The sequence below is a fragment of the Postechiella marina genome, from assembly GCF_039538365.1.
GTDB lineage: Bacteria > Bacteroidota > Bacteroidia > Flavobacteriales > Flavobacteriaceae > Postechiella > Postechiella marina.
On the sequence record NZ_BAABCA010000002.1, the window covers coordinates 470374 to 495089 of the forward strand.

Sequence of the window (24716 nt, forward strand, 5' to 3'; positions counted from 1 at the left end):
TTATTAAGAGAGAATTAACTTGCTATCAATTTATAATTTTAAATATAAATATTTCTTTTCATAATCTATAATTCCTTTAGCCTTTTTTAGAATATCTGCACCTATTATACCATCAACTGGTCTAGAATTATGATTAATTAGCGCTGTGTTAACATGTGTTAAATCAAAAAGGATTAAAACAATTTTATTATGACTCCATTTTCCAATCTTAATTTTGTTCTTTTTAGACATTTTAGTCTCCATGTCTGTTGCACCAGCTCCAGCTGCCTTTACCAAAGAGTCTTTAGCATTTAATTTAAAGATTTCAATAGCTTCAAACCCAACGCAAGAACTCGAGGCGCCAGTATCTAAAATAAACACGCCTTTTTTACCGTTTATAGTTGCCTTTATTTCAAAATGATTGGTTTTAGTAAGATGAAGTTTCACCTTTGCATAACCCTTATTTAAAAGAAAACTTTGAAGCGTTTCTGTCATACCTTATTAATTTCAACCTCAAAAGTATTACAATAAGCACAATAAAACGCAAAAGTAAATACAAAAGTAATTATTCTTTAAAATTGACAGCTATAGTGTTTTCTCACTACCAAAGCAACACCATAATAAAGCAACACAAAATTAAGACTAGTAAATTATTACAAAAAACGCCCTTCGACAATAGACATAAAACGCTCTTCGAATTCTTCTTTACCCTCCCAATTATTATAATCTGGCTTAACCATATCGTTTATAAAACGGGAAGCTTCATTAAAAGACGCAAGTGTATTTAATTGCGATACAACACGGTCATAATCGGCATTTTGCCCATCAAATAAATGCTTAACAAAAGCTATTTTATCGTTTAAACCAATATTAAGTCCACCTTTTTTTATGGTATCGTTTAACGATTTTTTCTCGTTACTAATCTCTTCTTTTTTTGCTTGAGAAACAGGCTCGAAAACAGGCATTTCTTGATATCCAGAAGCAAGATCTTCTAAATCGTTTTTAATAAATTTCTTTTTAGGTAAAACACCATCTAACATCGCATCAATCTCATGGGTTTCTTCTGGCATTTGTGCCACCATATCTTTAATGGTTTCCATTAAAGGCTCTGTTATTTCTTCTTCTTTATCGTCAAGATTTATGTAAAGTTTATCTTCTACCTCAATAGTGTCGCTAATTTTATTATTAAAAGCGGTATCTAACATACCAAAAAAAGATGAATCGTTACCAATAGTTGGCATTTCGTCTTCAAAGTTTTCTTGAGCAAATTTAAGCACAGATAACTTCTCGAATAACTCTTTTACCTCAGTATGCATTTTAACAACATCTTCTTTTCCTTTTAATTTAAGAATTCGATGAGCAATACTAATTAGTTCAGACTCTAACTTCTTCTTCATTATATTTTATTTTAAATTAATGATGTTTAGCTTTTTCTTTTTTAATAAATTTACGCCACCTTTATACAACCGAATATTAGCTTTGTTTAATAAACTAATTTAAACTTTTTTTATTGGTTAGAAAAATTGCATTTCGCACATTTTTTTGTCCTTTTTTTATTTTGTAGCTATACTGTGCAACTCAAAAAAGCCTTTAAGTAGCTGCTAAATATCTAATTTTCGCCTGTATTAAAAAGTTATAATAAGTTCAATGTTAAAATTACAAAATGTTTCTTGAAAATACAGTAAATCATAAAGAACAATTTGGATGGATAGAAGTTATTTGTGGCTCTATGTTTTCTGGAAAGACCGAAGAATTAATTCGCAGGCTTAAACGTGCTCAATTTGCAAGGCAAAAAGTAGAAATTTTTAAGCCAGCTATAGATGTGCGTTATAACGAAGAAATGGTTGTGTCTCACGACTCGAACGAAATTAGATCGACTCCAGTACCTGCAGCTGCTAATATCCCTATTTTGGCCGATGGTTGCGATGTTGTTGGTATAGACGAGGCTCAATTTTTTGACAACGAAATTGTACGCATATGTAACGACCTAGCTAACAAAGGCATACGTGTTATTGTTGCCGGGTTAGATATGGATTTTAAAGGTAATCCTTTTGGCCCAATGCCTTATTTAATGGCTACTGCCGACTATGTTACAAAAGTTCATGCTGTTTGTACAAGAACTGGAAATTTGGCTCAATACAGCTATAGAAAAGCAAAAAATGACAATCTTGTTCTTTTAGGTGAAGTTGATGAGTACGAACCCTTAAGTAGAGCTGCTTATTACAAAGCCATGACTCGTGATAAAATTCGTAATATGAACGTTAACGACGTTGAGGAATTCCCTTCTAAAAATGAAGAATCGGATGACTAAAGTTGAAGAAACCGTTTTAGAAATAGATTTAAAAGCTTTAAAACATAATTTTAACCACTTAAAATCTAAAATAAAAAGCAGCACAAAATTTATGGCTGTTGTAAAAGCTTATGCTTACGGTAATGAAGCTATAGAAATTGCTAAACACTTACAGAGTTTTGGTGCAGACTACTTTGCAGTCGCTTATTTAAACGAAGGTATTGCATTACGAAATTCTGGCATTACCAAACCTATTTTAGTACTACATCCGCAGGCTATAAATTTTAAAAAAATAATAGAATATAATTTAGAACCTAGCATTTACAGCTCTAAAATATTAGAAAAATTTATAAGCGTAGCTTTTCAAGAAAAACTAAAAGATTATCCCGTTCATATTAAGTTTAACACAGGTTTAAACAGATTAGGTTTTTGGCAAGATGATATAAAATATATTGCAAAAACAGTTAACGAAACCAAAAATATAAGTGTAAAATCTATATTCTCTCATTTGGCAGCAAGTGAAGATTTAGAAGAAAAAACATTCACACTAAACCAAATTGAAAAATTTAAAAGTATAGCCGATAATTTCAAAAAAGAAATAGGTTATAAACCTTGGCTTCATATGTGTAATACATCTGGAATATTAAATTATCCTGAAGCGCATTTAGATATGGTTAGAAGTGGCATTGGTTTATATGGTTTTGGAAATTCTGAAAAAGAGAACAAAAACCTTATACCTATAGGAAGCTTAAAAACAATTATTTCTCAAATTCACCATATAAAAAAAGGAGATTCTGTTGGCTACAATAGAGCCTTTAAAAGCAACAAAAGTCAAAAAACAGCTACACTACCTATTGGCCACGCCGATGGCATTAGAAGACAATACGGTAATGGCAACGGGTTTGTTTATATAAACAATAAAAAAGCACCAATAATAGGAAATGTTTGCATGGACATGATTATGGTAGACATTACACATATAGATTGCGAAGAAGGAGACGAAGTTGTTATTTTTGACGCCAATACCACAGCAGAAAGCTTAGCTATTGCATCCAACACAATTTCTTACGAACTTATTACTGGTATTTCTCAACGGGTTAAAAGACGTTTTATAAATCTTTAATACTTATAAAACATTTAAAATTGTGACTTTTTAACTATATTGTGTCCAACTTATTAATTAACTAATAAATTTAAATTATGCTTAAAGAGTTTAAGGATTTTGCTATGAAAGGCAACCTAGTAGACATTGCTGTAGGTTTTGTTATGGGTGCTGCTTTTAAAGAAGTTGTAACTTCATTTACAGGAGGAATTGTTTCTCCATTAATTGGATTAATTTTCGATTCAGATTTCAAATCATTAAGACATAAATTAAAAGACGGAACCTTAGACGAAACAGGAAAAATGGTTGGAGAAGTATACTTAGAATATGGTACATTTTTAACAAACATTATAGACTTTATAATTGTTGCATTTGTAATGTTCTTAGTTGTTAAAGGTGTTAATAACATGAAAAAGAAAGAAGAAGAAGCTCCAGCAGCACCTGCAGGACCATCTCAAGAAGATTTACTTTCTGAAATTAGAGATTTACTTAAAAAATAACAAAATGTTAATTATATAACAACGTGTTATTTGTTGTTAAAAAGCCCTTGTTTTCTAAAAATGAGGGCTTTTTTAATTTGTAAACTAGAATTAATAGCTAATTTTGCGTACTCAATAATTATTACAAAAACACAAAAAGATGAAAATAGCTGTAGTTGGAGCCACTGGTATGGTTGGCGAAGTTATGTTAAAAGTATTGGCAGAGCGTAATTTTCCTGTTACCGAATTATTATTGGTAGCATCAGAACGATCTGTTGGAAAAAAATTAACATACAAAAACGAAGAATATACCATTATAGGTTTAGCTGATACTGTTGCAGCAAAACCAGATATTGCCATTTTTTCAGCTGGTGGAGACACCTCTATAGAATGGGCACCAAAGTTTGCTGAGGCTGGCACTACAGTAGTAGATAACTCTTCTGCTTGGAGAATGGATCCATCAAAAAAATTAATTGTTCCAGAAATTAATGCGAGCGAGTTAACCAAAGAAGATAAAATTATAGCAAACCCTAACTGCTCTACCATACAAATGGTTATGGCATTAGCTCCTTTGCATAAAGCCTATAAAATGAAACGTGTTGTTGTTTCTACTTACCAATCGGTTTCTGGTACAGGAATAAAAGCTGTGCGCCAATTAGAAAACGAAATTGCAGGTGTAGAAGGCGAAATGGCATACCCATACCCTATTGGGCGCAATGCATTACCGCACTGTGATGTTTTTATGGAAAACGGTTACACAAAAGAGGAAATGAAATTGGCTAGAGAGCCACAAAAAATATTTAACGACAAAACATTTTCTGTAAGCGCAACCGCTGTAAGAATACCTACTGCTGGTGGGCACTCTGAGTCTGTAAACGTTGAGTTTGAAAACGATTTCGATTTATCTGAGGTTCGTAAAATGTTAAGCGAAACTCCTGGCGTTGTTTTACAAGACAACACAGCAACAAACACATACCCAATGCCTATATTTGCACACGATAAAGACGAGGTTTTTGTTGGGCGCTTAAGAAGAGACGAAACACAACCTAACACACTAAACATGTGGATAGTTGCCGATAATTTACGTAAAGGAGCTGCAACAAATACAGTACAAATTGCTGAATATTTAGTTGAAAACAACCTTGTTTAAAATACCTTTTACTCTTTTAAAAATGCCTCTAATTTATTTTAATTAGAGGCATTTTTGCTATGTAAAACTTATATTTTAGCTTTTTTATTTTAAATGAAATTTAGAGTTATACATACCAAACATTAAAAACAAAATACTGCTTGTTTTATTACCTACAGCACTTCTTAATATAGAAAAAGCTTTAGTTATGTGTCCTTCTACAGACTTAATAGATATTTGTTTGTACTCAGCAATCTCTATATTTGTAAGACCTTCTTCTTTACTTAATAAAAAAACCTCTTTACATTTTGGCGGAAGATTTTTAATTTCTTTTCTAACCATTTTTATTAAACGCTCTAAAGCATATTCATCGCGTTCTTCTACTATAGAAGATAACGCATCAATATATTTTTTTTCTAAAGGCAATACCATTTTTTGTTTACGGTAACCATCTATAAACTCATTATAAACAGACCGATACAAAAAACTTTTTATAGAGAATTCATCTTTTAATTTATCGCGTTTTTTCCAAGTACGTATAAAAACATTCTGAACAATATCTTCAGCCAAATCCACATCATTAGTTAAACTACACACATATACACATAACTTATGGTGATAGGTATCAACTAAAAAAGTATAAGCTTTGGAATCTCCTTTTTTAAGAGCACCTATGAGCTTTTTATTGTCTAAATAAAGATTATTCAATTTATAAATATGATAATAAAAGAGTGATTATTTACGCAAAATATAAAAAAAAGTATAAAAAAGTAAGGGTTAAGCAAAATTATAACGTAATAGATAAAAATAAGACATTAATGATTAATTCTAGAATCGAAAATATAATCGTAAAATTTCTAAACAATCAAGCATCTAATGTAGAGCTAGATGAATTAGAAACATGGATATCAGATTCAAAAAATGAATTATTATTTAAAGCCTACATAAAAACAAATTATGCTATTGATTATAATTTGAAAAAATTTAATGCCGATAAAGTAAAGCAAAAATTATTAGCTTTAGAAAAAAGCGAACAGAAAACTATAACAGTTAGAAAAATCAGAAAAAAAATAAATTACGCGGTTGCAGCTGCCATTGTAGGTTTATTAATTACTGCTTTTGTATTTAAAGACTCTTTATTTTTCTCACCATCCCAAACACCTACTCCAACACTAGTTAAACATAACGACATTATTCCTGGCAGTGATAAAGCCATTCTTACTCTAGAAGATGGATCTAATGTAGAATTAAAAAAGGAAAAAACATTTAAAACTAAAAACGTTAATAGTAATGGCCAACAAATAATTTACAACACTAAAAAACACAAAACTACAGAAATAGTGTATAATTATCTTACCATTCCTAGAGGTGGTCAATTTTTTATAAAATTAGCCGATGGTACATCGGTTTGGCTAAACTCAGAATCTAAACTAAAATACCCTGTTGCTTTTGTAGATGGCGATACTCGTAAGGTAGAACTTATTTATGGCGAAGCTTATTTTGATGTCTCACCAAGCACAGCACATAAAGGCTCTAAATTTATAGTTAAAAACAAGTTTCAAGATATAGAAGTACTGGGTACCGAATTTAATATTCAAGCTTATAAAAACGAATTTAATGTATACACCACTTTGGTAGAAGGCAAGGTTGCTGTTAACACAGGTAAATATACTCAAAACTTAATTCCTAACGAGCAATCTATTTTAAACACCACAAATAACAAAATGTCCATTTCTAAAGTAGACGTAAAATATGTAGTATCTTGGAAAAACGGTTTCTTTAGCTTTAGGGGCAAACCTTTAAAAGACATTGCTAGAGTACTTTCAAGATGGTATGATGTAGATATAATATTTAAAAATAAAACTTTAGAAACTTTAAAATTTAAAGGCAGTTTAGATAAAGATCAAAGTATAGAAGAAATTCTATCTATCATGAAATCTAACACGATAAACAATTATCAAATTAAAGATAATAAAGTTATTATTATAGAATAACCAACTAAAAACCAAACTAAATAACCATTAAAAACTCTCGCCCATGAAGTAATTCCGTCACAAAAAAATGAGGATAAAGTAGTTTAACCGGCAAAAGTAAAAAGCTTCATCCCCACAAAAATTATTACCAATTAATTATTAAAGTTTAACTAACTAATAACACACAAATTTATGGAAATTAAATTTACCAGTGTCCGTTTTCTATTCCGAAACCGGCTATTAATGATCATTATGAGAACATTCATTTTTTTATTTTGCACTACGCTCTTTGCTATAGGGCCATACGATGTAGTATCTCAAAACTCTAAAATAAAGATAGAAAAAGATAAAACATTAAAAGTTGATGAGGTTTTCGACCTTATTATGGATCAAACCAATTATAAATTCTTTTACGAAGAAGGTATATTTAAAGAATTCCCAAAAGTACATGTTAAAAAGGGAACTATAAGAACCAACAAACTACTTAGTTTAAGTTTGTCGAAAGGAAATTTAGACATTACCGTTACCGATAATAACGCCATTGTTATTAAAGACGCAAAAACACAAACAACTCAATCTAACTTTCAAGAACTAGAAGTCTCTGGAACAATTACAGATGCTAATGGCCAACCCTTACCTGGCGCCAACATTGTTGTAAAAGGAACAACTAACGGAACACAAACCGATTTTGATGGAAAATACACCATTAAAATAAACAATAAAAACGCCATATTAATAATTACCTATATTGGCTTTAAAACAACAGAAATTGCAGTTAACAACAACTCAAACCCCTTAAATATTACATTGGAAGAAGATGCTGCTAGTCTAGACGAAATTGTAGTTGTTGGTTATGGTACACAAAGAAAAGAAACCATAACAGGGTCTATTTCTACAGTAAAATCTGAAGAACTTACCCAAACCCCAGCAACAAATACAACAGCATTATTATCTGGTAGATTACCAGGAATAGTAGTATCACAAAACAATGGGCAACCAGGAGGAGACCAAGCAAATGTTAGCATTAGAGGTTTTGTTAATGCCCTAGTTATTGTTGATGGTGTACCAAGAGATTACCAGCAATTAGACCCCAACGAAATAGAATCCATCTCTATTTTAAAAGATGCATCAGCAGCTGTTTATGGAGCACGAGCAGGTAATGGCGTTATATTAGTAACAACTAAACGAGGAAAAACTGGAGCTCCAAAAATTAATTATTCAGGAAGTTACACACTACAACAGCCAACATTTTTACCAAAAGTAGCTAACGCTGCCAATTATGCTAAATATCAACAACAAGCAGAACTACTTGAAGGCGTAGCTGTTGCAGACTTAACATTCTCTGACGACGATATTTCTAAATACGCAGCAGGAACAGAAGAAGGATATAGAGGCACAGATTGGCAAGACGTAGTTTTAAAAGATTGGGCTGCCATGCAACAACATAATTTTAATGTTCAAGGCGGATCAGAAAATGTAAAATATTTTACTTCAATTGGTCAATTAACTCAAAATTCACTTTTAGAATCTGGAGACGGAGAGTTTAAAAGGTATAACATTGGAGCTACCGTAGATATTAAAATAAATGATAAGCTAAATGTAGGTGTAAATCTTAAATACAGAGAAGAAAAAAATGAAACACCTAGTGGTAGAGATGGTGATGATAATGATGGTTACTTTAGAATTTTTGATCATGTAAACTCAATGGATCCAACGGTAGAGCAAAACCCTGATGGATTCTTAACTGCTGCACATCCTTTAGAAACCAATGCGGTTGCCTATTCTACACAAGCTATAACAGGAATAAATAACACGCAAAGAAAGCAGATGGATGCTATACTTAGTTTTGATTATAAATTGCCTTTTATAGATGGATTAAGCGCTTTTGGAACACTTGCCCATCAAACTGTTAATTCTTTAAATAGATTAACAAGAACTCCATTTACAACATACGATTACGATTATGCAACTGGAGTAAGCTCTCCAAGGTTTACAACTTCTGATGATTACGTAAGGTCTACAACAAACGACAATAAACAAACCACAACTCAAATAGGTTTTAATTACAAAAATCAGTTTAACGATAATAAATTAGAAGCGAAAGTTATCTTAGAGAACAGATATATAGACCGTTACTTTTTTAGCTCTCAAGTTACGCAGCTCTTATCATCAGATACACCTTTTTTATTTGGTGCTGTTGGCACACAAACAACAACAGACCTTTTATTAAATAACAGCGGAAACCCTATTCCCTTACAAGAAGGTCGTCAAGGTATTATAGGTCGTGTAAACTATAGCTATAAAGATAAGTATTTACTAGAGGCTCTTTTTAGAGCAGATGCTAATATTCAATTTCCAGAAGCAACACGTTGGGGGTATTTTCCTGGATTTTCTTTAGGTTGGGTAGTATCTAAAGAAAACTTTTTACAAGATTCAGAAACTATAGATTTTCTAAAATTTAGAACCTCTTTTGCTAGTTTAGGTTTTGATGGCACATCTAGTTTCGATTACTTAAGCGGTTATGGTTTACAAAACGGTAGAGCTAATACATACGCTTATGGAAACACAAGCATACCAAGCACATTACAAACTATTGGCTTAGCTAATACAAGCATTACTTGGGAAACCATGGAAACTTACAACTTTGGTGTAGATGCTACACTATGGAATAGCCTTTTAGGTATAGAATTAGATATGTTTTACAGAAGACGCTCTGGTATTTTAAGAAATAGAATTGAGCAGTTTCCTGATACTTTTGGAGCAGATTTACCTCAAGAAAACGCAGGAATTAGAAGCAATAGAGGTTTTGAATTAGTATTAAACCACAGAAACCAAATAGGAGAACTTAAACTAGACGTAAGTGCTAATGTAACATGGACTAGAGAGAAAATTATTGACAACGTAGAAAGAGAATTTGATTTAACCGATCCTGACGATGCTAGACTTAACCAAACAAACGGACAATGGGCTAACAGACGTTTTGGTTACAGAACAGATGGTTTTTACGATTCTCAAGACGAAATTGATAACGATGGTATTACTTACGATCCAGATATTGGAGAACCCACTCTTGGAGACGTTAAATATATTGATAGAAACGAAGACGGAACTATAGATTATAGAGACCAAGAACTTATTGGAAGAAACGAGACACCAGAATTATTTTTTGGATTAAATGTTAATGCCAACTATAAAGGGTTCGATTTTGGTATGCTTTGGCAAGGCGCTGGTAATTTTGATGTTATGATGAGAGGTTCTGAGTTAGCAGCAAATACAAGTATTGGGCAAATGCCATTACAATATCAAGCCGATTATGCTTGGAATGCAAATAACACTGCTGCAGCCAAATTACCTGCACCAACAACTAGCGGGTTAAACAACCATAACGATCAACCCTTAGATATTTACCAAAAAGATGGCACATACCTTAGGCTAAAATCTGTTACTTTAGGTTACAGCATACCCAAAACCATTTTAGAGAAAGTAAACATTAAAAATGCTAGAGTATATATTTCAGGATATAATTTACTTACCATTCAAAATACAGGTATTTTCGATATCGATCCAGAGTTAAGAGGTAATGGTGTAACAGCTTACCCTTTACAAAGAAACATTAGTGTTGGTGTTAACATAGGACTTTAAACAAAAAATTTATCAAAATGAACAAAATAAAAATATACGCCCTAGTTTTTGTGTTAACAGGAATTTTGGCATCATGTGAAGACCCATTAGACAGAAAAGCACAAGGTATTTTTTCTGAAGAAAACGTTTGGAATGATGAAGCTTTAGCAGATTTATTTATAGCAAATGCATTTGCTCGCACCTTATTTTTGCCTGGAGCAACAAATGAAGACACTGGGCAATTAGTTGTAGATGCCTGTGCAGGAGGCTACAGCAGAGCTTTTGGTGGTTGGCCAACAGGGTACCAATTTACACAAGGTAATTTTTCATCGCAAGGCACAGGTAATAACTCTAACGAATACTGGAAATGGGATTTGGTTAGAGATATCAATACAGGTATACAAGAACTTAACAACAGCACTTTACCTCAAGAATATAGAGAATCTCGCTTAGGCGAATTACACTTTTTAAGAGCTTGGGTTTACTTTCAAAAAGTTAAACGTTATGGTGGAGTTCCTATTATTAAAAGTCCTCAAACACTAGAACAAACTTTTGAAGAAATATCTGTACCAAGAAATTCAGAACAAGAAGTTTACGATTTTATTGCAGAAGAATGTGATATGGCAGAAAGCCTACTTGAAGGGAAAAACCTAGAATATGGTAGAGCCACATCTTGGTCTGCATTAGCATTAAAAAGTAGAGCCATGATGTATGCAGGAAGTATAGGCGAATTTGGCACCATACAATTAAATGGTTTGCTAGGTATCGATAATGCCGATAAATATTGGAAACTTTCTTATGATGCTTCTAAGAAAATTATTGAGCAAGGACCTTTTGCCTTATATGGCACAGGAGCTAGTTCTTTTGAAGAAGCCGAAAAATCATACTACGACCTATTTACAAGAGCTGAAGGCAATAGCGAAACCATTTTTGCAGAAGTTTTTACTGGAGAAGGTGCTAAAGCCGAAGATTGGGAACGTTGGTGCGCACCAGCCTCTGTTAACGGAACCACGTTTTTAAATACATATTTAGAAACATTTGAAATGTATGAGTATACTGATGGTACTTCTGGAAAACTTGATAGATCTACATTAGTAGAAGGAGTATTTCATGATATGGCAGACTTTATTGGCAAAAAAGACCCAAGATGTAGGGCTAATATATTTTTACCAGAAGTAGAATATGGAGGTGTAACTACCTGGATGCACGAAGGTTTATACGTAAACGGTGTTTTACAAACCAGTGATGTAGCTGGTATTGATGTTCCTGCAAAAGGTCCTGCTCGCGATATCCAAAGAACTGGTTTTTTTAACAAAAAGAGATCTAACGAAGATTATCAAGTTGGTAATGGTTTTGGTTTAGGCGGAACCGATTATATGGTTTTTAGACTTGGTGAAACTTATTTAAACCTTGCCGAGGCTGCTTTTGCACTAGAAAAAAATGGTGAAGCTCTAGAAGCATTAAACACAGTTAGAAGACGTGTATTAATGCCAGATAAAACAACCATAGACTGGGAAACCATTCAAAAAGAAAGAGCTGTAGAACTAACTTTTGAGCAGCACCGCTATTGGGATTTAAGACGATGGAGAATTGCTCACACAGAACTTGACAGAAGAGCAAGTAAAAACAATAAATATTCTGGAGTAAGATGGCGTAAAGATTATGACAACCCAGGTATGTACGAAATAATCCATACAACAACAGGCACAGCTACAGACAGTTGGGATCGTATTTTTGAAGAACACCATTATTATTTCCCTATTGGCTTAGAAAGAATACAAAGAAGCCCTGCTCTAATAGAAAACCCTGGATACGAATAATAAAAGATATTAAATTATTCTTTTTTTAAGTAAAAGGTAATAATTTAGTTTTCGTTGAAAAGGCTGTCAAAATTTAGACAGCCTTTTTTATTTCTTAATCAAAAAATAAAACACAATATTAAAAAAAACACACAAAACCAAATACCTAATTATAAGTTAAACAAAGCTACGAGATAAACAATACTGTTTCATTTTTAGTATTTTTGAGTGGTAAATATCTCATAAAATTTATGATTAGCCTATTAAGGCTTTAATCTTGATTTCTTACAAAAAAGAAGCTAAAGTGAACTATCCAAATACTAAAAAAGGGCAAACTACAGATACTTACTTTAATGTTAAAGTTAAAGATCCATACAGGTGGTTAGAAGACGATAAAAGTAAAGACACAAAAAATTGGGTTATTGCTCAAAATAAAACAACAGAAAGTTATTTAGATAGCATCCCCTTTAGGCAACAATTAAACAAACGTCTTTCTCATTTATGGAATTACGAAAAAAGGAGTGCTCCATTCAAAAAAGGAGACTACACTTACTATTCTAAAAACAACGGTTTACAAAACCAAAATGTTTACTACAGAAAAAAAGACAACGAAAACGAAGAGCTTTTTTTAGATCCAAATACATTTTCTAAAAATGGCACTACCTCTTTAGGCTCATTAAGTTTTTCTGAAGATGGTAGTAAACTAGCATATTCTATTTCTGAAGGTGGAAGCGATTGGCGCAAAGTTATTGTCATAAATACCAAAACCAAAGTAAAAACTCTAGATACACTTATAGATGTTAAATTTAGTAATTTATCGTGGTATAAAAACGAAGGCTTTTACTACTCTAGTTACGATAAACCAGATGGTAGCGAGTTGTCTGCAAAAACAGATCAACACAAAGTGTATTATCATAAATTAGGAACACCACAAACCGAAGATATTTTAATTTTTGGAGGTATTCCCGAAGAAAAACACCGCTATATTTATGCCTCGGTAACAGAAGACAATAAATATTTAATTATTACCCCAAGAGTATCAACTTCTGGAAATAAATTATATATAAGAGATTTATCGAAACCTAATAGCAAATTAATAACTGTACTCGACAACACAGATACTGATACTTATATTATAGAAAACCAAGGAAGTAAACTTTTCTTGGTTACCAATTTAAATGCACCTAACAAAAAAATAGTAACTGTTGATGCTGCAAACCCAAAGCCAGAACATTGGGTCGATTTTATTCCAGAAACCAAACATGTTTTAAGTCCAACAACAGGAAGTGGTTTTTTCTTTGCGCACTATATGGTTAATGCGCTCTCCCTGGTTAAACAGATCGATTATAACGGTCGCTTTATAAGAGATATATCCCTTCCAGATTTAGGTACAGCCTCTGGTTTTAGTGGCAAAAAAGAAGATAAAACATTATACTTTTCTTTTACAAATTATAATACAGCCACCAACATAATGTCTTTAAACCCAAAAACGGGAGATACAAAATTATATTGGAAACCAACTATAGATTTTGATAGTCAACAATACGAAAGTCATCAAATATTTTACTCTTCAAAAGACGGAACAAAAGTTCCCATGATAATAACCCATAAAAAGGGAATAACGCTTAATGGCAAAAACCCAACAATACTTTATGGCTATGGCGGTTTTAATATCAGCTTAACACCATCTTTTAATATTGCTAATGTAGTGTGGATGGAACAAGGCGGTATTTTAGCTGTGCCCAATTTACGAGGTGGAGGCGAATACGGTCGCACTTGGCACGATGCTGGTACACAGCAAAAAAAACAAAATGTTTTTGACGATTTTATAGCTGCTGCAGAATATTTAAAAACTAAAAACTACACATCATCCAGTTATTTAGCTATTCGAGGAGGCTCTAACGGAGGCTTACTAGTTGGAGCAACCATGACCCAAAAACCTCAATTAGCAAAAGTTGCTTTGCCTGCTGTTGGCGTTTTAGACATGCTACGCTACCACATATTTACAGCTGGTGCAGGTTGGGCTTACGACTACGGAACCGCAGACCAAAGCGAAACAATGTTTAATTATTTAAAAGGATATTCTCCTGTACACAACGTAAAACTAGGCGTAGAATATCCTGCAACATTAATAACAACAGGAGATCATGACGATCGTGTTGTTCCTGCTCATAGTTATAAATTCGCTGCCGAGTTACAAAGTAAACAAGCTGGTACAAACCCTACTTTAATACGTATAGAAACCAATGCTGGACATGGTGCAGGAACACCAGTTAGTAAAATGATAGAACAATATGTAGACATTTTTGGCTTTACACTTTACAATATGGGTTTTAAATCATTACCTTCAAAAACAGAAAATAAAATAAAAGGATAATTTTTAATACTTTTGATATAATAGACCTGTTTAGTTAAAATAACTAGGCAGGTCTTGTAATAAACCAAAGATGCTTAACGTAAAAAACCTAACATTTTCTTATAATAAAACGCCTGTTTTAACAGATATTTCTTTTAAAGCAAAACCAGGAGAACATGTTGCTATTATTGGAGAAAGTGGCTCTGGAAAAAGTACATTATTAAAGGTTTTATATGGCGAGTACGATCTAGACAAAGGACATACATACTGGCACGATCAAGAAATTTTAGGACCAAAACACAACTTAGTTGTTGGTTATGATTTTATGAAATATGTAGCTCAAGAGTTCGACTTGATGCCATTTATTACAGTTGCCGAAAATATAGGCAAGTTTCTTTCTCGGTTTTACCCAGAAGAAAAAGCACGAAGAACAGCCGAATTAATGGAAGTTGTAGAACTCACAAAATTTGCAAACATTAAAGTAAAAACCTTAAGTGGAGGCCAAAAACAACGTGTAGCCTTAGCTCGTGCTTTAGCCAAACAACCAGAAATTATTTTACTAGACGAACCTTTTAGCCATATTGATAATTTTAAAAAACAAAGTCTTAGAAGAAACGTTTTTAAATACTTAAAAAACAATAACGTTACTTGTATTGTAGCTACCCACGATAAAGAAGATGTGTTAGGGTTTGCAGACCGCATGATTGTTTTAAACAACAATAAAATTGCGGTTAACAACTTACCCGAAACACTCTACAAAAACCCAAATACACCTTTAATAGCATCTTTTTTTGGAGAATTTAATGTTATAAACGATAACATTATTTATGCCAATCAATTAAAAATAGTTAAACAATCTAACTTAAAAGCAACCGTGTTGTGTAGCTATTTTAAAGGGCATTTTTATTTAATTGAAGGGCTTTTAAATAATGAAAAAGTATTTTTTGAAGCTTCTAAAAAATACACAGAGGGAACCGAGTTATTTCTTAAAATAATCGATTAACCTCTAGCAAAAGCCTAAACCATGTTTACCAATAGAAATTTAAATAAAAACGAATTTGCTTACGTTTCTAACCAGATTAACCAAACCAAAACTTTATTGTTTGTTACATTTATTATCCTTGTCATTGTAGTTTCTGCTTTAGCATTTACTGTCTATAACGAACTTGATGAGTATAATTTTTTTCTTAATATCAACTTTGGTTTTTTAATAATTCTACTTTACGGACTAAATTGGTTTGTAAAAGGATATAAAAATTATATTATAAATCCTCTAGTTCATAAATCTAAAGGGGTTTATAAACGTATTTACGAGCAACACGGTAAAAACGGAAGGTATTACGATACCCTAAATGGTTTTAAAATAAAAGTGCCTTGGCATTGGAGAAGCTACCTAAAAGCACAACAAGCACAAATTGATTATGAGTATATCACTAGAGATGGTGCTGTTTCTATGAGCGAAGGTATACCAAATTACATAATCTCTATAAACGATGTACTTTCGTTAGACTACGAAATTAAAAACGGACTTAGAAAAGCCAAACCTATATCGTTTTTAAATATTGTGAGTATCCTTTTAGTTGTGCCTGTTGTTTTAGTACAGTCTTTTAATACGAATTTGCAACACATTAAAGATTACAAACAAATAACATTAAGTAAAGCAGACGAAATAACACTAAATTCAGTTGAAGATTTAGCCAAAATAACAACGCCAAGTTACATTAAAATTGAGCAAGCTTGGGTGTATCAATTTGAATCTCCTTCCGCTTATAAAGGTGACTATTTTGTGATTTCTAAACAAGAAAGAGACCGTATTTACAACAACCCATCATCAAGTATTAATTTACAATATTTTTTACCCTCTAGAGCATTTCAAAAGCCAGACAAAAATACTTTTAAAAATAACCTAGAAAAAAATAATCTTATGGAATTGGCTGTTTTTAAAGACCTACCAGATTCTACTTTTAATGCGATTTTAAATAAAGAATACCAATCACGTGTTAAAACTTACGAGCGAAGACTAAAGGCTGCTAAAAATATCGAAAAATCGCTAGAAACCTTAAAACCAAAGAATTTTATTTTAAATATTAATGAGGAATGCTTTAATGCCTTAAAAGAAAAACCAAACAGTATTAAAACAGGATTAGAAAGTACCTATGAAGTTTATGGGTTTTATACGCCAAAGAACAATAGCCTTGTTAGTTTTAAAACACAAGAAAGAAAAAAAGAAAATATTCAAAGTGCGCTGTTTCCTTTTGGAATTTGCTTAATAGTTATTTTGTTGTTTCTAAACACCCTATACAAATTAATACGAAACACAATAATTAAAAAAAAACTCGTAAAAAAACAGTTAGATGTTTACCAAGGCCCAACAAGAATAGAAAAATAAGTCTCTTACTTTTATAATACTGCGGTTATTTTAAATTTTTGATCTCTAAAAACAATTTCAGAATCTATTGTTTTTCCTATTAATAATTGTCCTATAGGCGTATTTGCAGAAATGGCATAAAATTTTGTATTTTCTACACTTAATTCTCCTGCACTAATAGCAATATAATAATTTAATTTAGAGGTGTAAACAACACTACCCAAACCTACTTTACTAGATGTTTGCTCTACATCTACTTTAGATAATAACGCTCTAGTTTTTTCAACTTCTGCCAATTGGTTTCCTGCCTTTTCTCGTTCTAACTGCAACATAGCTCGACCCGTTTCGTGTTTATCGCCTGCACTACTTTTGGTTTCTGATGTTAATGATGTTTGTATTTCGTTTATTGTATGTTGTATGGTTGTATATCTATTTTCTATAAATGCTGCACAAGCATTAAATAACTGCGCTTTAATTTTTAACTGACTTTTCATTTTCTTTAGGATAATCTAATGCTCCAAAATACATCATTTGTTTTGTAATCCAAACGGTTCTATCTTTTATATAGTTTGATGCAGGATTTGCTTTGTAAACTCTTGGATTTGGTAAAATCGATGCCATAGCTGCAGCCTCAAATTTAGATAGTGTATTAGCCTGCTTATTAAACCAATATTTTGATGCTGCTTCTGCTCCATAAATACCTTTTCCCATTTCAATACTGTTTAAATACACTTCTATAATACGCTCTTTACTCCAACAAAATTCTATTAAAAACGTAAAGTAAGTTTCTAAACCTTTTCTTAACCAACTGCGTTCTGGCCATAAAAAAACATTTTTTGCGGTTTGCTGGCTTATAGTACTACCGCCTTTAATACGTTTACCTTTTTTATTAAATTCGAATGCTTTTTCTATAGCTTTAAAATCGAAACCATTATGTTTTAAAAAGTTTTGGTCTTCGCTACAAATAACAGCTAATTGTAAATTTTTAGATATTTTATTTAAGGGTACCCAATCGTGTTTCCAAAAGGTTTTTACTTCTTCTTTTGATGGTTCAAAATACCTAATAACCATTAACGGAGTAATTTTAACTGGTACGTATTTATATAAAAAAACCATACCTATAGAAAACGCTACAAGCCAAAATAAAATTTTAAATACAAATTTAAATAAACGCTTTATCATTTTTATTCCTCCTTATTCTACTGGTATAATTTATGGTAATTGCGCCAACTCTTTACCAACTAGACTACCTATAGCCACACCCATACCGCCAAGGCGAACACCGCAAAATACATTATTGCTTAATTGCTTTACAATAGCTTTTTTTTGACTTCCTACGCCCATAACACCACTCCAACGATGTTCTACAGTAAAATGCTTGTTTGGTAAAATTAAGTCGCTTAAAAGACTTTCTAGCTTGTTTTGAATTAATTGGGTTTGCTTTAACTCTGTGGTTTCTTCTCCTTTAAAATCTAAATGTCTTCCGCCTCCTAAAAGAATTCTATTATTTATATTTCTAAAGTAATAGTAACCTTTGTCTAAATGAAATGTGCCTTTTATATGTAAGTCTTTTATAGGCTTAGTTATTAAAACTTGTGCTCTTGCTGGTTTTACTTCTTCTTTTAAAAGTTGAGATGCAAATCCATTTGTAGCAATTAGTAATTTTGATGTTGAAAAGCTAAATTGATTGGTTTTTATTTTTACTGAATTGGTATCGTCTATAAAAGATTGGACACTGCAATTATTTAAAATTTTTATACTTTTTGATTGTACTTTTTTAAGTAAAGCCTCCATCATGTTTCCGGTATCTATTTGGCCTTCTATGCTATTAAAGATGTATTTATTTTTTATATTCTGAAAATTAAAAACATTATTTTTTAGACTAAAAACATCGTCTTTAAAAATAGGTTGAAGCATTTTATTTACACGTTCTCTTTGCGATAAGCAATGGTTAAACAAAACAGAATCGTTTTTTTGAAACAACTCGAAACCACCATTATTTTTGTAATTAATATTTTTTTTGCCTACAGTTTTTAGCAATACATTTAAGCCTTCTACTCGTTTTTTTACAAGCTCTATAATTTCACTTTCGGTATGTGTTTTTAAATCGTCTAGTATTTCACTTAAACTACCAAAGCATGCAAAACCTGCGTTTTTAGTGCTGGCGCCTTGTGGCAACATGCCTTTTTCTAATATTAATATTTTTGCTTTAGGGTAACGTTTGTTTAATTGTAATGCGCAGTTTAAGCCTACTATACCACTACCTACAATGGTAAAATCTATTTGTGTTAACCAATTTTTTATTTCCCAATACGAAAGGTCCATATTGCTAATGTAATGTTTTCTTTAAAATGAACTGGCTCTGTGTTAGGGATTGATGCGGCATCCTTTTGTTTTTATTTACAGGTAGCCAACTGCATAGCATTAAAAGTGCTTAACTTAATAATAGATTTTGCCTTAGTAGCAATATATAAAAACTAAAGATATAGCGGAAAGCCCGACCCTTGGGTAACACCATAAAAAAACTCCGAAATTGCTTTCGGAGTCTTGTTTTATTCTTCTATTACTTTTTTCATTTCGAAATCTTCCATAAACTTAGTGGTATAATTTCCAGAAATATAATCTGGATGATCCATTAATTGTCTGTGAAATGGTATGGTAGTTTTTATACCTTCGATTACGAACTCGTCTAAAGCACGTTTCATTTTATTTATCGCTTCTTCTCTAGTTTGCGCTGTTGTAATTAACTTTGCAATCATAGAATCGTAGTTTGGTGGTATAGTATAACCTGCGTAAACATGTGTGTCTAAACGAACACCGTGCCCACCTGGAGCGTGAAGTGTTGTTATTTTTCCTGGAGATGGCCTAAAATCGTTAAATGGATCTTCGGCATTAATTCTACATTCTATAGAGTGTAATTTTGGGTCGTAATTTTTACCAGAAATTGGCACACCTGCAGCTACTAATATTTGCTCTCGAATTAAATCGAAATCTATTACTTGCTCTGTAATTGGGTGCTCTACTTGAATACGCGTATTCATTTCCATAAAATAGAAATTTCTATGCTTATCTACCAAGAACTCTACTGTACCTGCACCTTCGTATTTTATAAACTCTGAAGCTTTTACTGCTGCTTCACCCATTTTTTTACGCAATGCAGCGGTCATGAAAGGCGAAGGAACTTCTTCGGTTAATTTTTGATGACGACGTTGCACAGAGCAATCTCTTTCTGATAAATGACATGCTTTACCAGTAGAATCTCCTACAATTTGAATTTCTATATGTCTTGGCTCTTCGATAAGTTTTTCCATGTACATATCGTCGTTACCAAAGGCTGCTTTAGATTCTTGTCTTGCAGAATCCCATGCGTCTTTTAAATCTTCTGGTTTAAAAACACCTCGCATACCTTTACCTCCACCACCTGCAGATGCTTTAAGCATAACAGGATATCCTGTTTCTACAGCTAGCTTTTCGCATTCTTCAAAATCTTTAATTACACCGTCGCTTCCTGGTACACATGGTACTCCAGCTGCTTTCATGGTTTCTTTAGCGTTAGCCTTGTCTCCCATTTTATCAATCATATCGGCAGATGCGCCAATAAATTTGATACCGTGCTCTTCACAGATTTTTGAAAATTTTGCGTTTTCGGATAGGAAACCATATCCAGGGTGTATAGCATCTGCATTAGTAATTTCTGCTGCAGCTATTATATTGGACATTTTTAGGTACGATTCGCTACTTGCAGCAGGACCAATGCATACTGCTTCGTCTGCAAATTTTACGTGTAAACTTTCGGCATCGGCAGTAGAGTATACAGCTACTGTTTTAATACCCATTTCTTTACAGGTTCTAATAACACGAAGTGCTATTTCTCCCCTATTTGCTATCAATATTTTTTTAAACATCTTTTTTGAATTAGATAATTAGACATTTGATTATTCGATTATTGAATTATTAGATTTAGTAAACATCTAACAATCGAAAGCTCTAATAATCTAAAATTAAGATGGATCTACTAAAAATAATGGTTGATCGAATTCTACAGGAGAGGCATCGTCTACTAATATTTTTACAATTTTCCCTGAAACTTCAGATTCTATTTCGTTAAAAAGCTTCATAGCTTCTATAACGCAAAGTACATCGCCTTCTGCAATAGTTTGCCCAACCTCTACAAATAATGGTTTGTCTGGTGCTGGTTTTCTATAAAAAGTTCCAATTATAGGTGATTTTATTGTAATATATTTAGAATTCTCGTCTGCTACTGCTGCTGGTGCAACTGGTATTGCAGGTGCTGCTTCTGCTACTGGTGCAGCTGCGACAGGTGCTACTGGTAGTTGAGCTGCAGGTACTTGATGTACAATTGTAGTATCTGACTCTGAACCAGTTCTTATGGTGATTTTAATATCATCCATCTCCAATTTAACCTCGCTTGCCCCAGATTTTGCAACAAACTTGATTAAGTTTTGAATCTCTTTAATATCCATAATTTAACTTATTAATGGTTGTTTAATTTAATTATTGTATGCCCATTTTAAATAAATAGAGCCCCAGTTAAAACCGCCTCCAAAAGCAGCAAATATAATATTGTCTCCTTTTTTAAGTTGCGATTCGTAATCGTTTATAAGTAATGGAAGCGTTGCCGATGTGGTGTTTCCATACTTTTCTATATTCATCATTACCTTTTCAGGCTCTAACTCTATTCTGTTAGCAGTAGCATCAATAATACGTTTATTAGCTTGATGTGCTGCTAACCAATCTACGGTGTCTTTTGTAAGGTTGTTACGCTTTAATATTTTCTCGGCAGCATCTGCCATATTAAATACAGCGTTTTTAAATACTGTTCTGCCTTCTTGAAAAGCATATTGTCCACCTTGCTCCATAATTTCTGGAGTTAGTTTATGAGAAGACCCACCATAGGTAGCCTGTAAAAACTCTCGTCCTGTACCATCGCTCCTTAAGTATTCGTCTTGTAAACCTAAGCCTTCGTTATTACCTTCGAATAAAACAGCTCCTGCACCATCTCCAAAGATAATACAAGTTGCCCTGTCTTTATAATTTATAATAGAAGACATTTTATCTGCTCCAATTAATAAGACATTTTTATAACGCCCAGTTTCTATATAACTTGCTGCTACAGACATACCAAACAAGAAACTAGAACATGCTGCATCCATATCGAAAGAAAAAGCATTTACAGCACCAATTTCTGAAGCTGTAAAAGAAGCTGTTGATGCTGCTTTCATATCTGGAGTTGCTGTTGCAACTATAACAAGTTCTATGTCTTTTGGATCTATATTTTTTTTTGCGATAAGGTCTTGGGCAGCTTTTATAGCTAGATATGAAGTTCCCTTACCGTCGTCTTTAAGAATTCTACGCTCCTTAATTCCTGTACGGGTTGTTATCCACTCATCGTTTGTATCAACCATTGTTTCAAGAATTTGATTGGTTAATACATATTCTGGTACATATGCACCTACAGCTGTTATAGCTGCTGAAATTTTACTCATAACTTTATAGTTAATTCGACCAAAAAATCATTTAAATCTGACTAAAATGCTCAAAATTCGTTGAAAACTAGTGAATTTTCGATTAATAACGTGCAAATTAAGTCCTTTTTATTTTCTATAAAAATTTATCACAAAAAAAACGCTCACATGTGAGCGTTTTTCTATATGCATGCATAATACTTATGCTAAATTTTCAGCTACTTCAGAATTGTCAATTAATACTTGACCTCTGTGGTATAACTTCCCTTCGAACCAGTGAGCTCTATGGTATAAGTGTGGTTCGCCAGTTGTTGGGCAAGTAGCAATCTGTGGCGCAGTTGCTTTATAATGTGTTCTTCTTTTATCTCTTCTTGTTTTCGAGATTTTTCTCTTAGGATGTGCCATTTTTTATAGTTATTTATCCGTTAATAGATTCTTTAATTTATTCCAACGAGGATCTATGTCCTCTTCTTTCTCTTTTTCTTCTTTAAGCTTTGGGCTTAATTGTTCTAGCTTTTCAAGTATCTCAGAATCCAGCGTACCGTCTTCTACTCCAGGATGCACTCTTTTTATTGGCACTGCTAATACAATTAACTCGTAAATGTATTGCTGAATATTAATTTCGTAACTTCCATGTGGAAGTATAAGAATATCTATATTCTCGTCGTTAAATTCTTCGCCAAAATTAACTACCAAATCAAATTCATTTTCAATGTCTTGATTATAAGGTTCGTTAGTTAAATCGCAATTAATATTAACAAATCCTGAAATTTTAAAATGTAACTCTAGTAATGTTGTCTTTTTTTCTAAAACAAGATCTACTTTAACATTTACATTATTAAAATCTTCATACTCAAAATGTTCAAAGAACGATTCTTTTATATCGAACTCAAAATTATGTTTTCCGACCTTTAACCCTACAAATGGAATTGTAAACTCTTTTAATGGCTTCATTATCACATCTATTTTGAGCCTGCAAATATATAAATTTTTATTTACAGAACACGACTTATAAACATTTTTTTGTTTATATCTTTAACTATCTAGCATTCAAAAATTTTATATAGCACTTAATCCTACTGTTTACGAAGGTTTCGTGGCGCTTTTTTTAAAGGGTTTTCTGTAATTTCCTCATAATCAAATCTATTCTTAAAAATTTTAATCGCTGTAAAAACAGCTTCTTTAAAAGAATTTTCGTCCGATTCGCCTTTTCCTGCAATTTCGTATGCTGTTCCATGATCTGGAGATGTTCGCACTTTACTTAACCCTGCTGTATAATTTACACCTTCTCCAAACGATAATGTTTTAAATGGAATTAATCCTTGATCGTGATACGAAGCAATAATAGCATCGAAATTCTTATAATTATTAGATCCAAAAAAACTATCGGCTGCGTATGGACCATACACTAATTTACCCGACTCTTTAATTTTTAAAAGTGTTGGACGCATCACATCGTCATCTTCACTTCCTATTACACCGTTATCTCCTGTATGCGGATTAATGCCTAAAACAGCTATTTTGGGCTTTCTTATTTTAAAGTCTTTCTCCAAAGATTTGTAAACCGTGTTTATTTTTTTCTCTATAAGTTCTGACGTAATATGAGTTGCCACATCTTTAACAGGTACATGGTCTGTTAATAAACCAACACGTAAAGTATCTGTTACCATAAACATTAAGCTTTCTCCATCTAACTCTTGTGCTAAATAATCTGTATGCCCAGGAAATGCGAAACTATCAGACTGAATATTATGCTTATTTATTGGCGCAGTAACTAAAACATCTATTTTACTGTCTTTTAATGCTTTTGTTGCAGACTCTAAAGACTTAATAGCATATTCACCAATTTTAGAATCTTCCTTTCCAAAATTAATATTAACATGCTCTTTCCAAACATTAAAAACATTTACTTTACCTATTTGAATTTGATTTAAATCGTTTATACTACTAAAGTTTATGCCCGATTTAAAGTGATTTTTAAAATAAGACATTGTCTTTATGGAAGCAAAAACTACAGGTGTACAAAATTCTAACATTCTAGAATCTTCAAATGTTTTTAAAACAATTTCTCCTCCAATACCATTTAAGTCGCCTATAGATATACCGACTATTATATTTTCTGCTTTCTTCATTA

General features: G+C 32.4%; 22 protein-coding genes. 10 read left to right on the plus strand and 12 right to left on the minus strand.

Annotation, left to right across the window (positions count from 1 at the left end; all coding sequences use genetic code 11):
- Positions 1–30: 30 nt before the first annotated feature.
- Positions 31–474: a retropepsin-like aspartic protease gene (locus ABD715_RS05860; protein ID WP_344787181.1), complete on the minus strand. Its 444-nt coding sequence runs from the start codon at positions 472–474 to the stop codon at positions 31–33.
- Positions 475–632: 158 nt separating this feature from the next.
- On the minus strand, positions 633–1376 hold the full coding sequence (locus tag ABD715_RS05865; RefSeq protein WP_344787182.1) for a hypothetical protein: 744 nt from the start codon (positions 1374–1376) through the stop codon (positions 633–635).
- 266 nt (positions 1377–1642) lie between these two features.
- Between ABD715_RS05865 and ABD715_RS05870 the strand changes: the two genes are divergently transcribed.
- The 4 genes from ABD715_RS05870 to ABD715_RS05885 all read left to right on the plus strand — a co-directional run bounded on the left by ABD715_RS05870 (position 1643) and on the right by ABD715_RS05885 (position 5000).
- Positions 1643–2290, plus strand: coding sequence for a thymidine kinase (locus ABD715_RS05870; RefSeq protein WP_344787183.1), 648 nt, complete (start codon positions 1643–1645; stop codon positions 2288–2290).
- Positions 2283–3392 (plus strand): alanine racemase, encoded by a 1110-nt coding sequence (alr, locus tag ABD715_RS05875; RefSeq protein ID WP_344787356.1) that lies wholly within the window; start codon positions 2283–2285, stop codon positions 3390–3392. Before ABD715_RS05870 ends, alr begins: the two co-directional genes overlap by 8 nt.
- A gap of 77 nt (positions 3393–3469) precedes the next feature.
- Positions 3470–3871, plus strand: coding sequence for a large-conductance mechanosensitive channel protein MscL (gene mscL / locus ABD715_RS05880; RefSeq protein WP_344787185.1), 402 nt, complete (start codon positions 3470–3472; stop codon positions 3869–3871).
- 139 nt (positions 3872–4010) lie between these two features.
- The gene (locus ABD715_RS05885; RefSeq protein WP_344787187.1) at positions 4011–5000 is read left to right on the plus strand and encodes an aspartate-semialdehyde dehydrogenase; all 990 of its coding nucleotides are present in this window, start codon (positions 4011–4013) and stop codon (positions 4998–5000) included.
- Positions 5001–5084: 84 nt separating this feature from the next.
- Here ABD715_RS05885 and ABD715_RS05890 read toward each other — a convergent pair whose 3' ends face one another.
- Complete coding sequence (locus ABD715_RS05890; protein ID WP_344787188.1) at positions 5085–5687, minus strand: RNA polymerase sigma factor; 603 nt, start codon at positions 5685–5687, stop codon at positions 5085–5087.
- Between the two features lie 110 nt (positions 5688–5797).
- On the opposite strand from ABD715_RS05890, the gene ABD715_RS05895 reads away from it, so the two are divergent.
- The 6 genes from ABD715_RS05895 (at position 5798) to ABD715_RS05920 (ending at position 17117) form a co-directional block, all read left to right on the plus strand.
- Positions 5798–6973 (plus strand): FecR family protein, encoded by a 1176-nt coding sequence (locus tag ABD715_RS05895; protein WP_344787189.1) that lies wholly within the window; start codon positions 5798–5800, stop codon positions 6971–6973.
- 231 nt (positions 6974–7204) lie between these two features.
- Positions 7205–10594, plus strand: a complete 3390-nt coding sequence (locus ABD715_RS05900; RefSeq protein WP_344787190.1) for a SusC/RagA family TonB-linked outer membrane protein — start codon at positions 7205–7207, stop codon at positions 10592–10594.
- Positions 10595–10611: 17 nt separating this feature from the next.
- Positions 10612–12393, plus strand: coding sequence for a RagB/SusD family nutrient uptake outer membrane protein (locus ABD715_RS05905; RefSeq protein WP_344787191.1), 1782 nt, complete (start codon positions 10612–10614; stop codon positions 12391–12393).
- A 256-nt stretch (positions 12394–12649) separates the two neighbouring features.
- Complete coding sequence (locus tag ABD715_RS05910) at positions 12650–14749, plus strand: prolyl oligopeptidase family serine peptidase (protein ID WP_344787192.1); 2100 nt, start codon at positions 12650–12652, stop codon at positions 14747–14749.
- 70 nt (positions 14750–14819) lie between these two features.
- Positions 14820–15731, plus strand: coding sequence for an ABC transporter ATP-binding protein (locus ABD715_RS05915; protein WP_344787193.1), 912 nt, complete (start codon positions 14820–14822; stop codon positions 15729–15731).
- Positions 15732–15752: 21 nt separating this feature from the next.
- On the plus strand, positions 15753–17117 hold the full coding sequence (locus ABD715_RS05920; protein WP_344787194.1) for a hypothetical protein: 1365 nt from the start codon (positions 15753–15755) through the stop codon (positions 17115–17117).
- Positions 17118–17128: 11 nt separating this feature from the next.
- Here the strand turns inward: ABD715_RS05920 and ABD715_RS05925 are convergent, their stop codons facing one another.
- From ABD715_RS05925 to pdxA, 9 genes are all read right to left on the minus strand, one after another.
- Positions 17129–17590 carry a 3-oxoacyl-ACP synthase gene (locus ABD715_RS05925; protein WP_344787195.1) on the minus strand — a complete coding sequence of 154 codons (462 nt, stop codon included), beginning with the start codon at positions 17588–17590 and terminating at the stop codon, positions 17129–17131.
- Complete coding sequence (mtgA, locus tag ABD715_RS05930) at positions 17568–18278, minus strand: monofunctional biosynthetic peptidoglycan transglycosylase (RefSeq protein ID WP_344787196.1); 711 nt, start codon at positions 18276–18278, stop codon at positions 17568–17570. Before mtgA ends, ABD715_RS05925 begins: the two co-directional genes overlap by 23 nt.
- A gap of 30 nt (positions 18279–18308) precedes the next feature.
- Positions 18309–19421: an NAD(P)/FAD-dependent oxidoreductase gene (locus ABD715_RS05935; RefSeq protein ID WP_344787197.1), complete on the minus strand. Its 1113-nt coding sequence runs from the start codon at positions 19419–19421 to the stop codon at positions 18309–18311.
- A 227-nt stretch (positions 19422–19648) separates the two neighbouring features.
- Complete coding sequence (gene accC, locus ABD715_RS05940; protein WP_344787198.1) at positions 19649–21001, minus strand: acetyl-CoA carboxylase biotin carboxylase subunit; 1353 nt, start codon at positions 20999–21001, stop codon at positions 19649–19651.
- A gap of 96 nt (positions 21002–21097) precedes the next feature.
- Complete coding sequence (gene accB / locus ABD715_RS05945; protein ID WP_344787199.1) at positions 21098–21580, minus strand: acetyl-CoA carboxylase biotin carboxyl carrier protein; 483 nt, start codon at positions 21578–21580, stop codon at positions 21098–21100.
- A gap of 27 nt (positions 21581–21607) precedes the next feature.
- Positions 21608–22603 (minus strand): beta-ketoacyl-ACP synthase III, encoded by a 996-nt coding sequence (locus ABD715_RS05950; RefSeq protein WP_344787200.1) that lies wholly within the window; start codon positions 22601–22603, stop codon positions 21608–21610.
- Positions 22604–22783: 180 nt separating this feature from the next.
- On the minus strand, positions 22784–22987 hold the full coding sequence (rpmF, locus tag ABD715_RS05955; protein ID WP_344787201.1) for a 50S ribosomal protein L32: 204 nt from the start codon (positions 22985–22987) through the stop codon (positions 22784–22786).
- A gap of 9 nt (positions 22988–22996) precedes the next feature.
- Positions 22997–23536, minus strand: a complete 540-nt coding sequence (locus ABD715_RS05960) for a YceD family protein (protein ID WP_344787202.1) — start codon at positions 23534–23536, stop codon at positions 22997–22999.
- Positions 23537–23658: 122 nt separating this feature from the next.
- Positions 23659–24714 (minus strand): 4-hydroxythreonine-4-phosphate dehydrogenase PdxA, encoded by a 1056-nt coding sequence (gene pdxA / locus ABD715_RS05965; protein ID WP_344787203.1) that lies wholly within the window; start codon positions 24712–24714, stop codon positions 23659–23661.
- Positions 24715–24716: the final 2 nt, after the last annotated feature.

What these genes read in the sequence shown, in the direction of transcription:
- ABD715_RS05860 (WP_344787181.1), bottom strand. Translation starts at nt 474, where the DNA reads ATGACAGAAACGCTTCAAAGTTTTCTTTTAAATAAGGGTTATGCAAAG.
- ABD715_RS05865 (WP_344787182.1), bottom strand. Translation starts at nt 1,376, where the DNA reads ATGAAGAAGAAGTTAGAGTCTGAACTAATTAGTATTGCTCATCGAATT.
- ABD715_RS05870 (WP_344787183.1), top strand. Translation starts at nt 1,643, where the DNA reads ATGTTTCTTGAAAATACAGTAAATCATAAAGAACAATTTGGATGGATA.
- alr (WP_344787356.1), top strand. Translation starts at nt 2,283, where the DNA reads ATGACTAAAGTTGAAGAAACCGTTTTAGAAATAGATTTAAAAGCTTTA.
- mscL (WP_344787185.1), top strand. Translation starts at nt 3,470, where the DNA reads ATGCTTAAAGAGTTTAAGGATTTTGCTATGAAAGGCAACCTAGTAGAC.
- ABD715_RS05885 (WP_344787187.1), top strand. Translation starts at nt 4,011, where the DNA reads ATGAAAATAGCTGTAGTTGGAGCCACTGGTATGGTTGGCGAAGTTATG.
- ABD715_RS05895 (WP_344787189.1), top strand. Translation starts at nt 5,798, where the DNA reads ATGATTAATTCTAGAATCGAAAATATAATCGTAAAATTTCTAAACAAT.
- ABD715_RS05900 (WP_344787190.1), top strand. Translation starts at nt 7,205, where the DNA reads ATGAGAACATTCATTTTTTTATTTTGCACTACGCTCTTTGCTATAGGG.
- ABD715_RS05905 (WP_344787191.1), top strand. Translation starts at nt 10,612, where the DNA reads ATGAACAAAATAAAAATATACGCCCTAGTTTTTGTGTTAACAGGAATT.
- ABD715_RS05915 (WP_344787193.1), top strand. Translation starts at nt 14,820, where the DNA reads ATGCTTAACGTAAAAAACCTAACATTTTCTTATAATAAAACGCCTGTT.
- ABD715_RS05920 (WP_344787194.1), top strand. Translation starts at nt 15,753, where the DNA reads ATGTTTACCAATAGAAATTTAAATAAAAACGAATTTGCTTACGTTTCT.
- ABD715_RS05925 (WP_344787195.1), bottom strand. Translation starts at nt 17,590, where the DNA reads ATGAAAAGTCAGTTAAAAATTAAAGCGCAGTTATTTAATGCTTGTGCA.
- mtgA (WP_344787196.1), bottom strand. Translation starts at nt 18,278, where the DNA reads ATGATAAAGCGTTTATTTAAATTTGTATTTAAAATTTTATTTTGGCTT.
- ABD715_RS05935 (WP_344787197.1), bottom strand. Translation starts at nt 19,421, where the DNA reads ATGGACCTTTCGTATTGGGAAATAAAAAATTGGTTAACACAAATAGAT.
- accC (WP_344787198.1), bottom strand. Translation starts at nt 21,001, where the DNA reads ATGTTTAAAAAAATATTGATAGCAAATAGGGGAGAAATAGCACTTCGT.
- accB (WP_344787199.1), bottom strand. Translation starts at nt 21,580, where the DNA reads ATGGATATTAAAGAGATTCAAAACTTAATCAAGTTTGTTGCAAAATCT.
- ABD715_RS05950 (WP_344787200.1), bottom strand. Translation starts at nt 22,603, where the DNA reads ATGAGTAAAATTTCAGCAGCTATAACAGCTGTAGGTGCATATGTACCA.
- rpmF (WP_344787201.1), bottom strand. Translation starts at nt 22,987, where the DNA reads ATGGCACATCCTAAGAGAAAAATCTCGAAAACAAGAAGAGATAAAAGA.
- ABD715_RS05960 (WP_344787202.1), bottom strand. Translation starts at nt 23,536, where the DNA reads ATGAAGCCATTAAAAGAGTTTACAATTCCATTTGTAGGGTTAAAGGTC.
- pdxA (WP_344787203.1), bottom strand. Translation starts at nt 24,714, where the DNA reads ATGAAGAAAGCAGAAAATATAATAGTCGGTATATCTATAGGCGACTTA.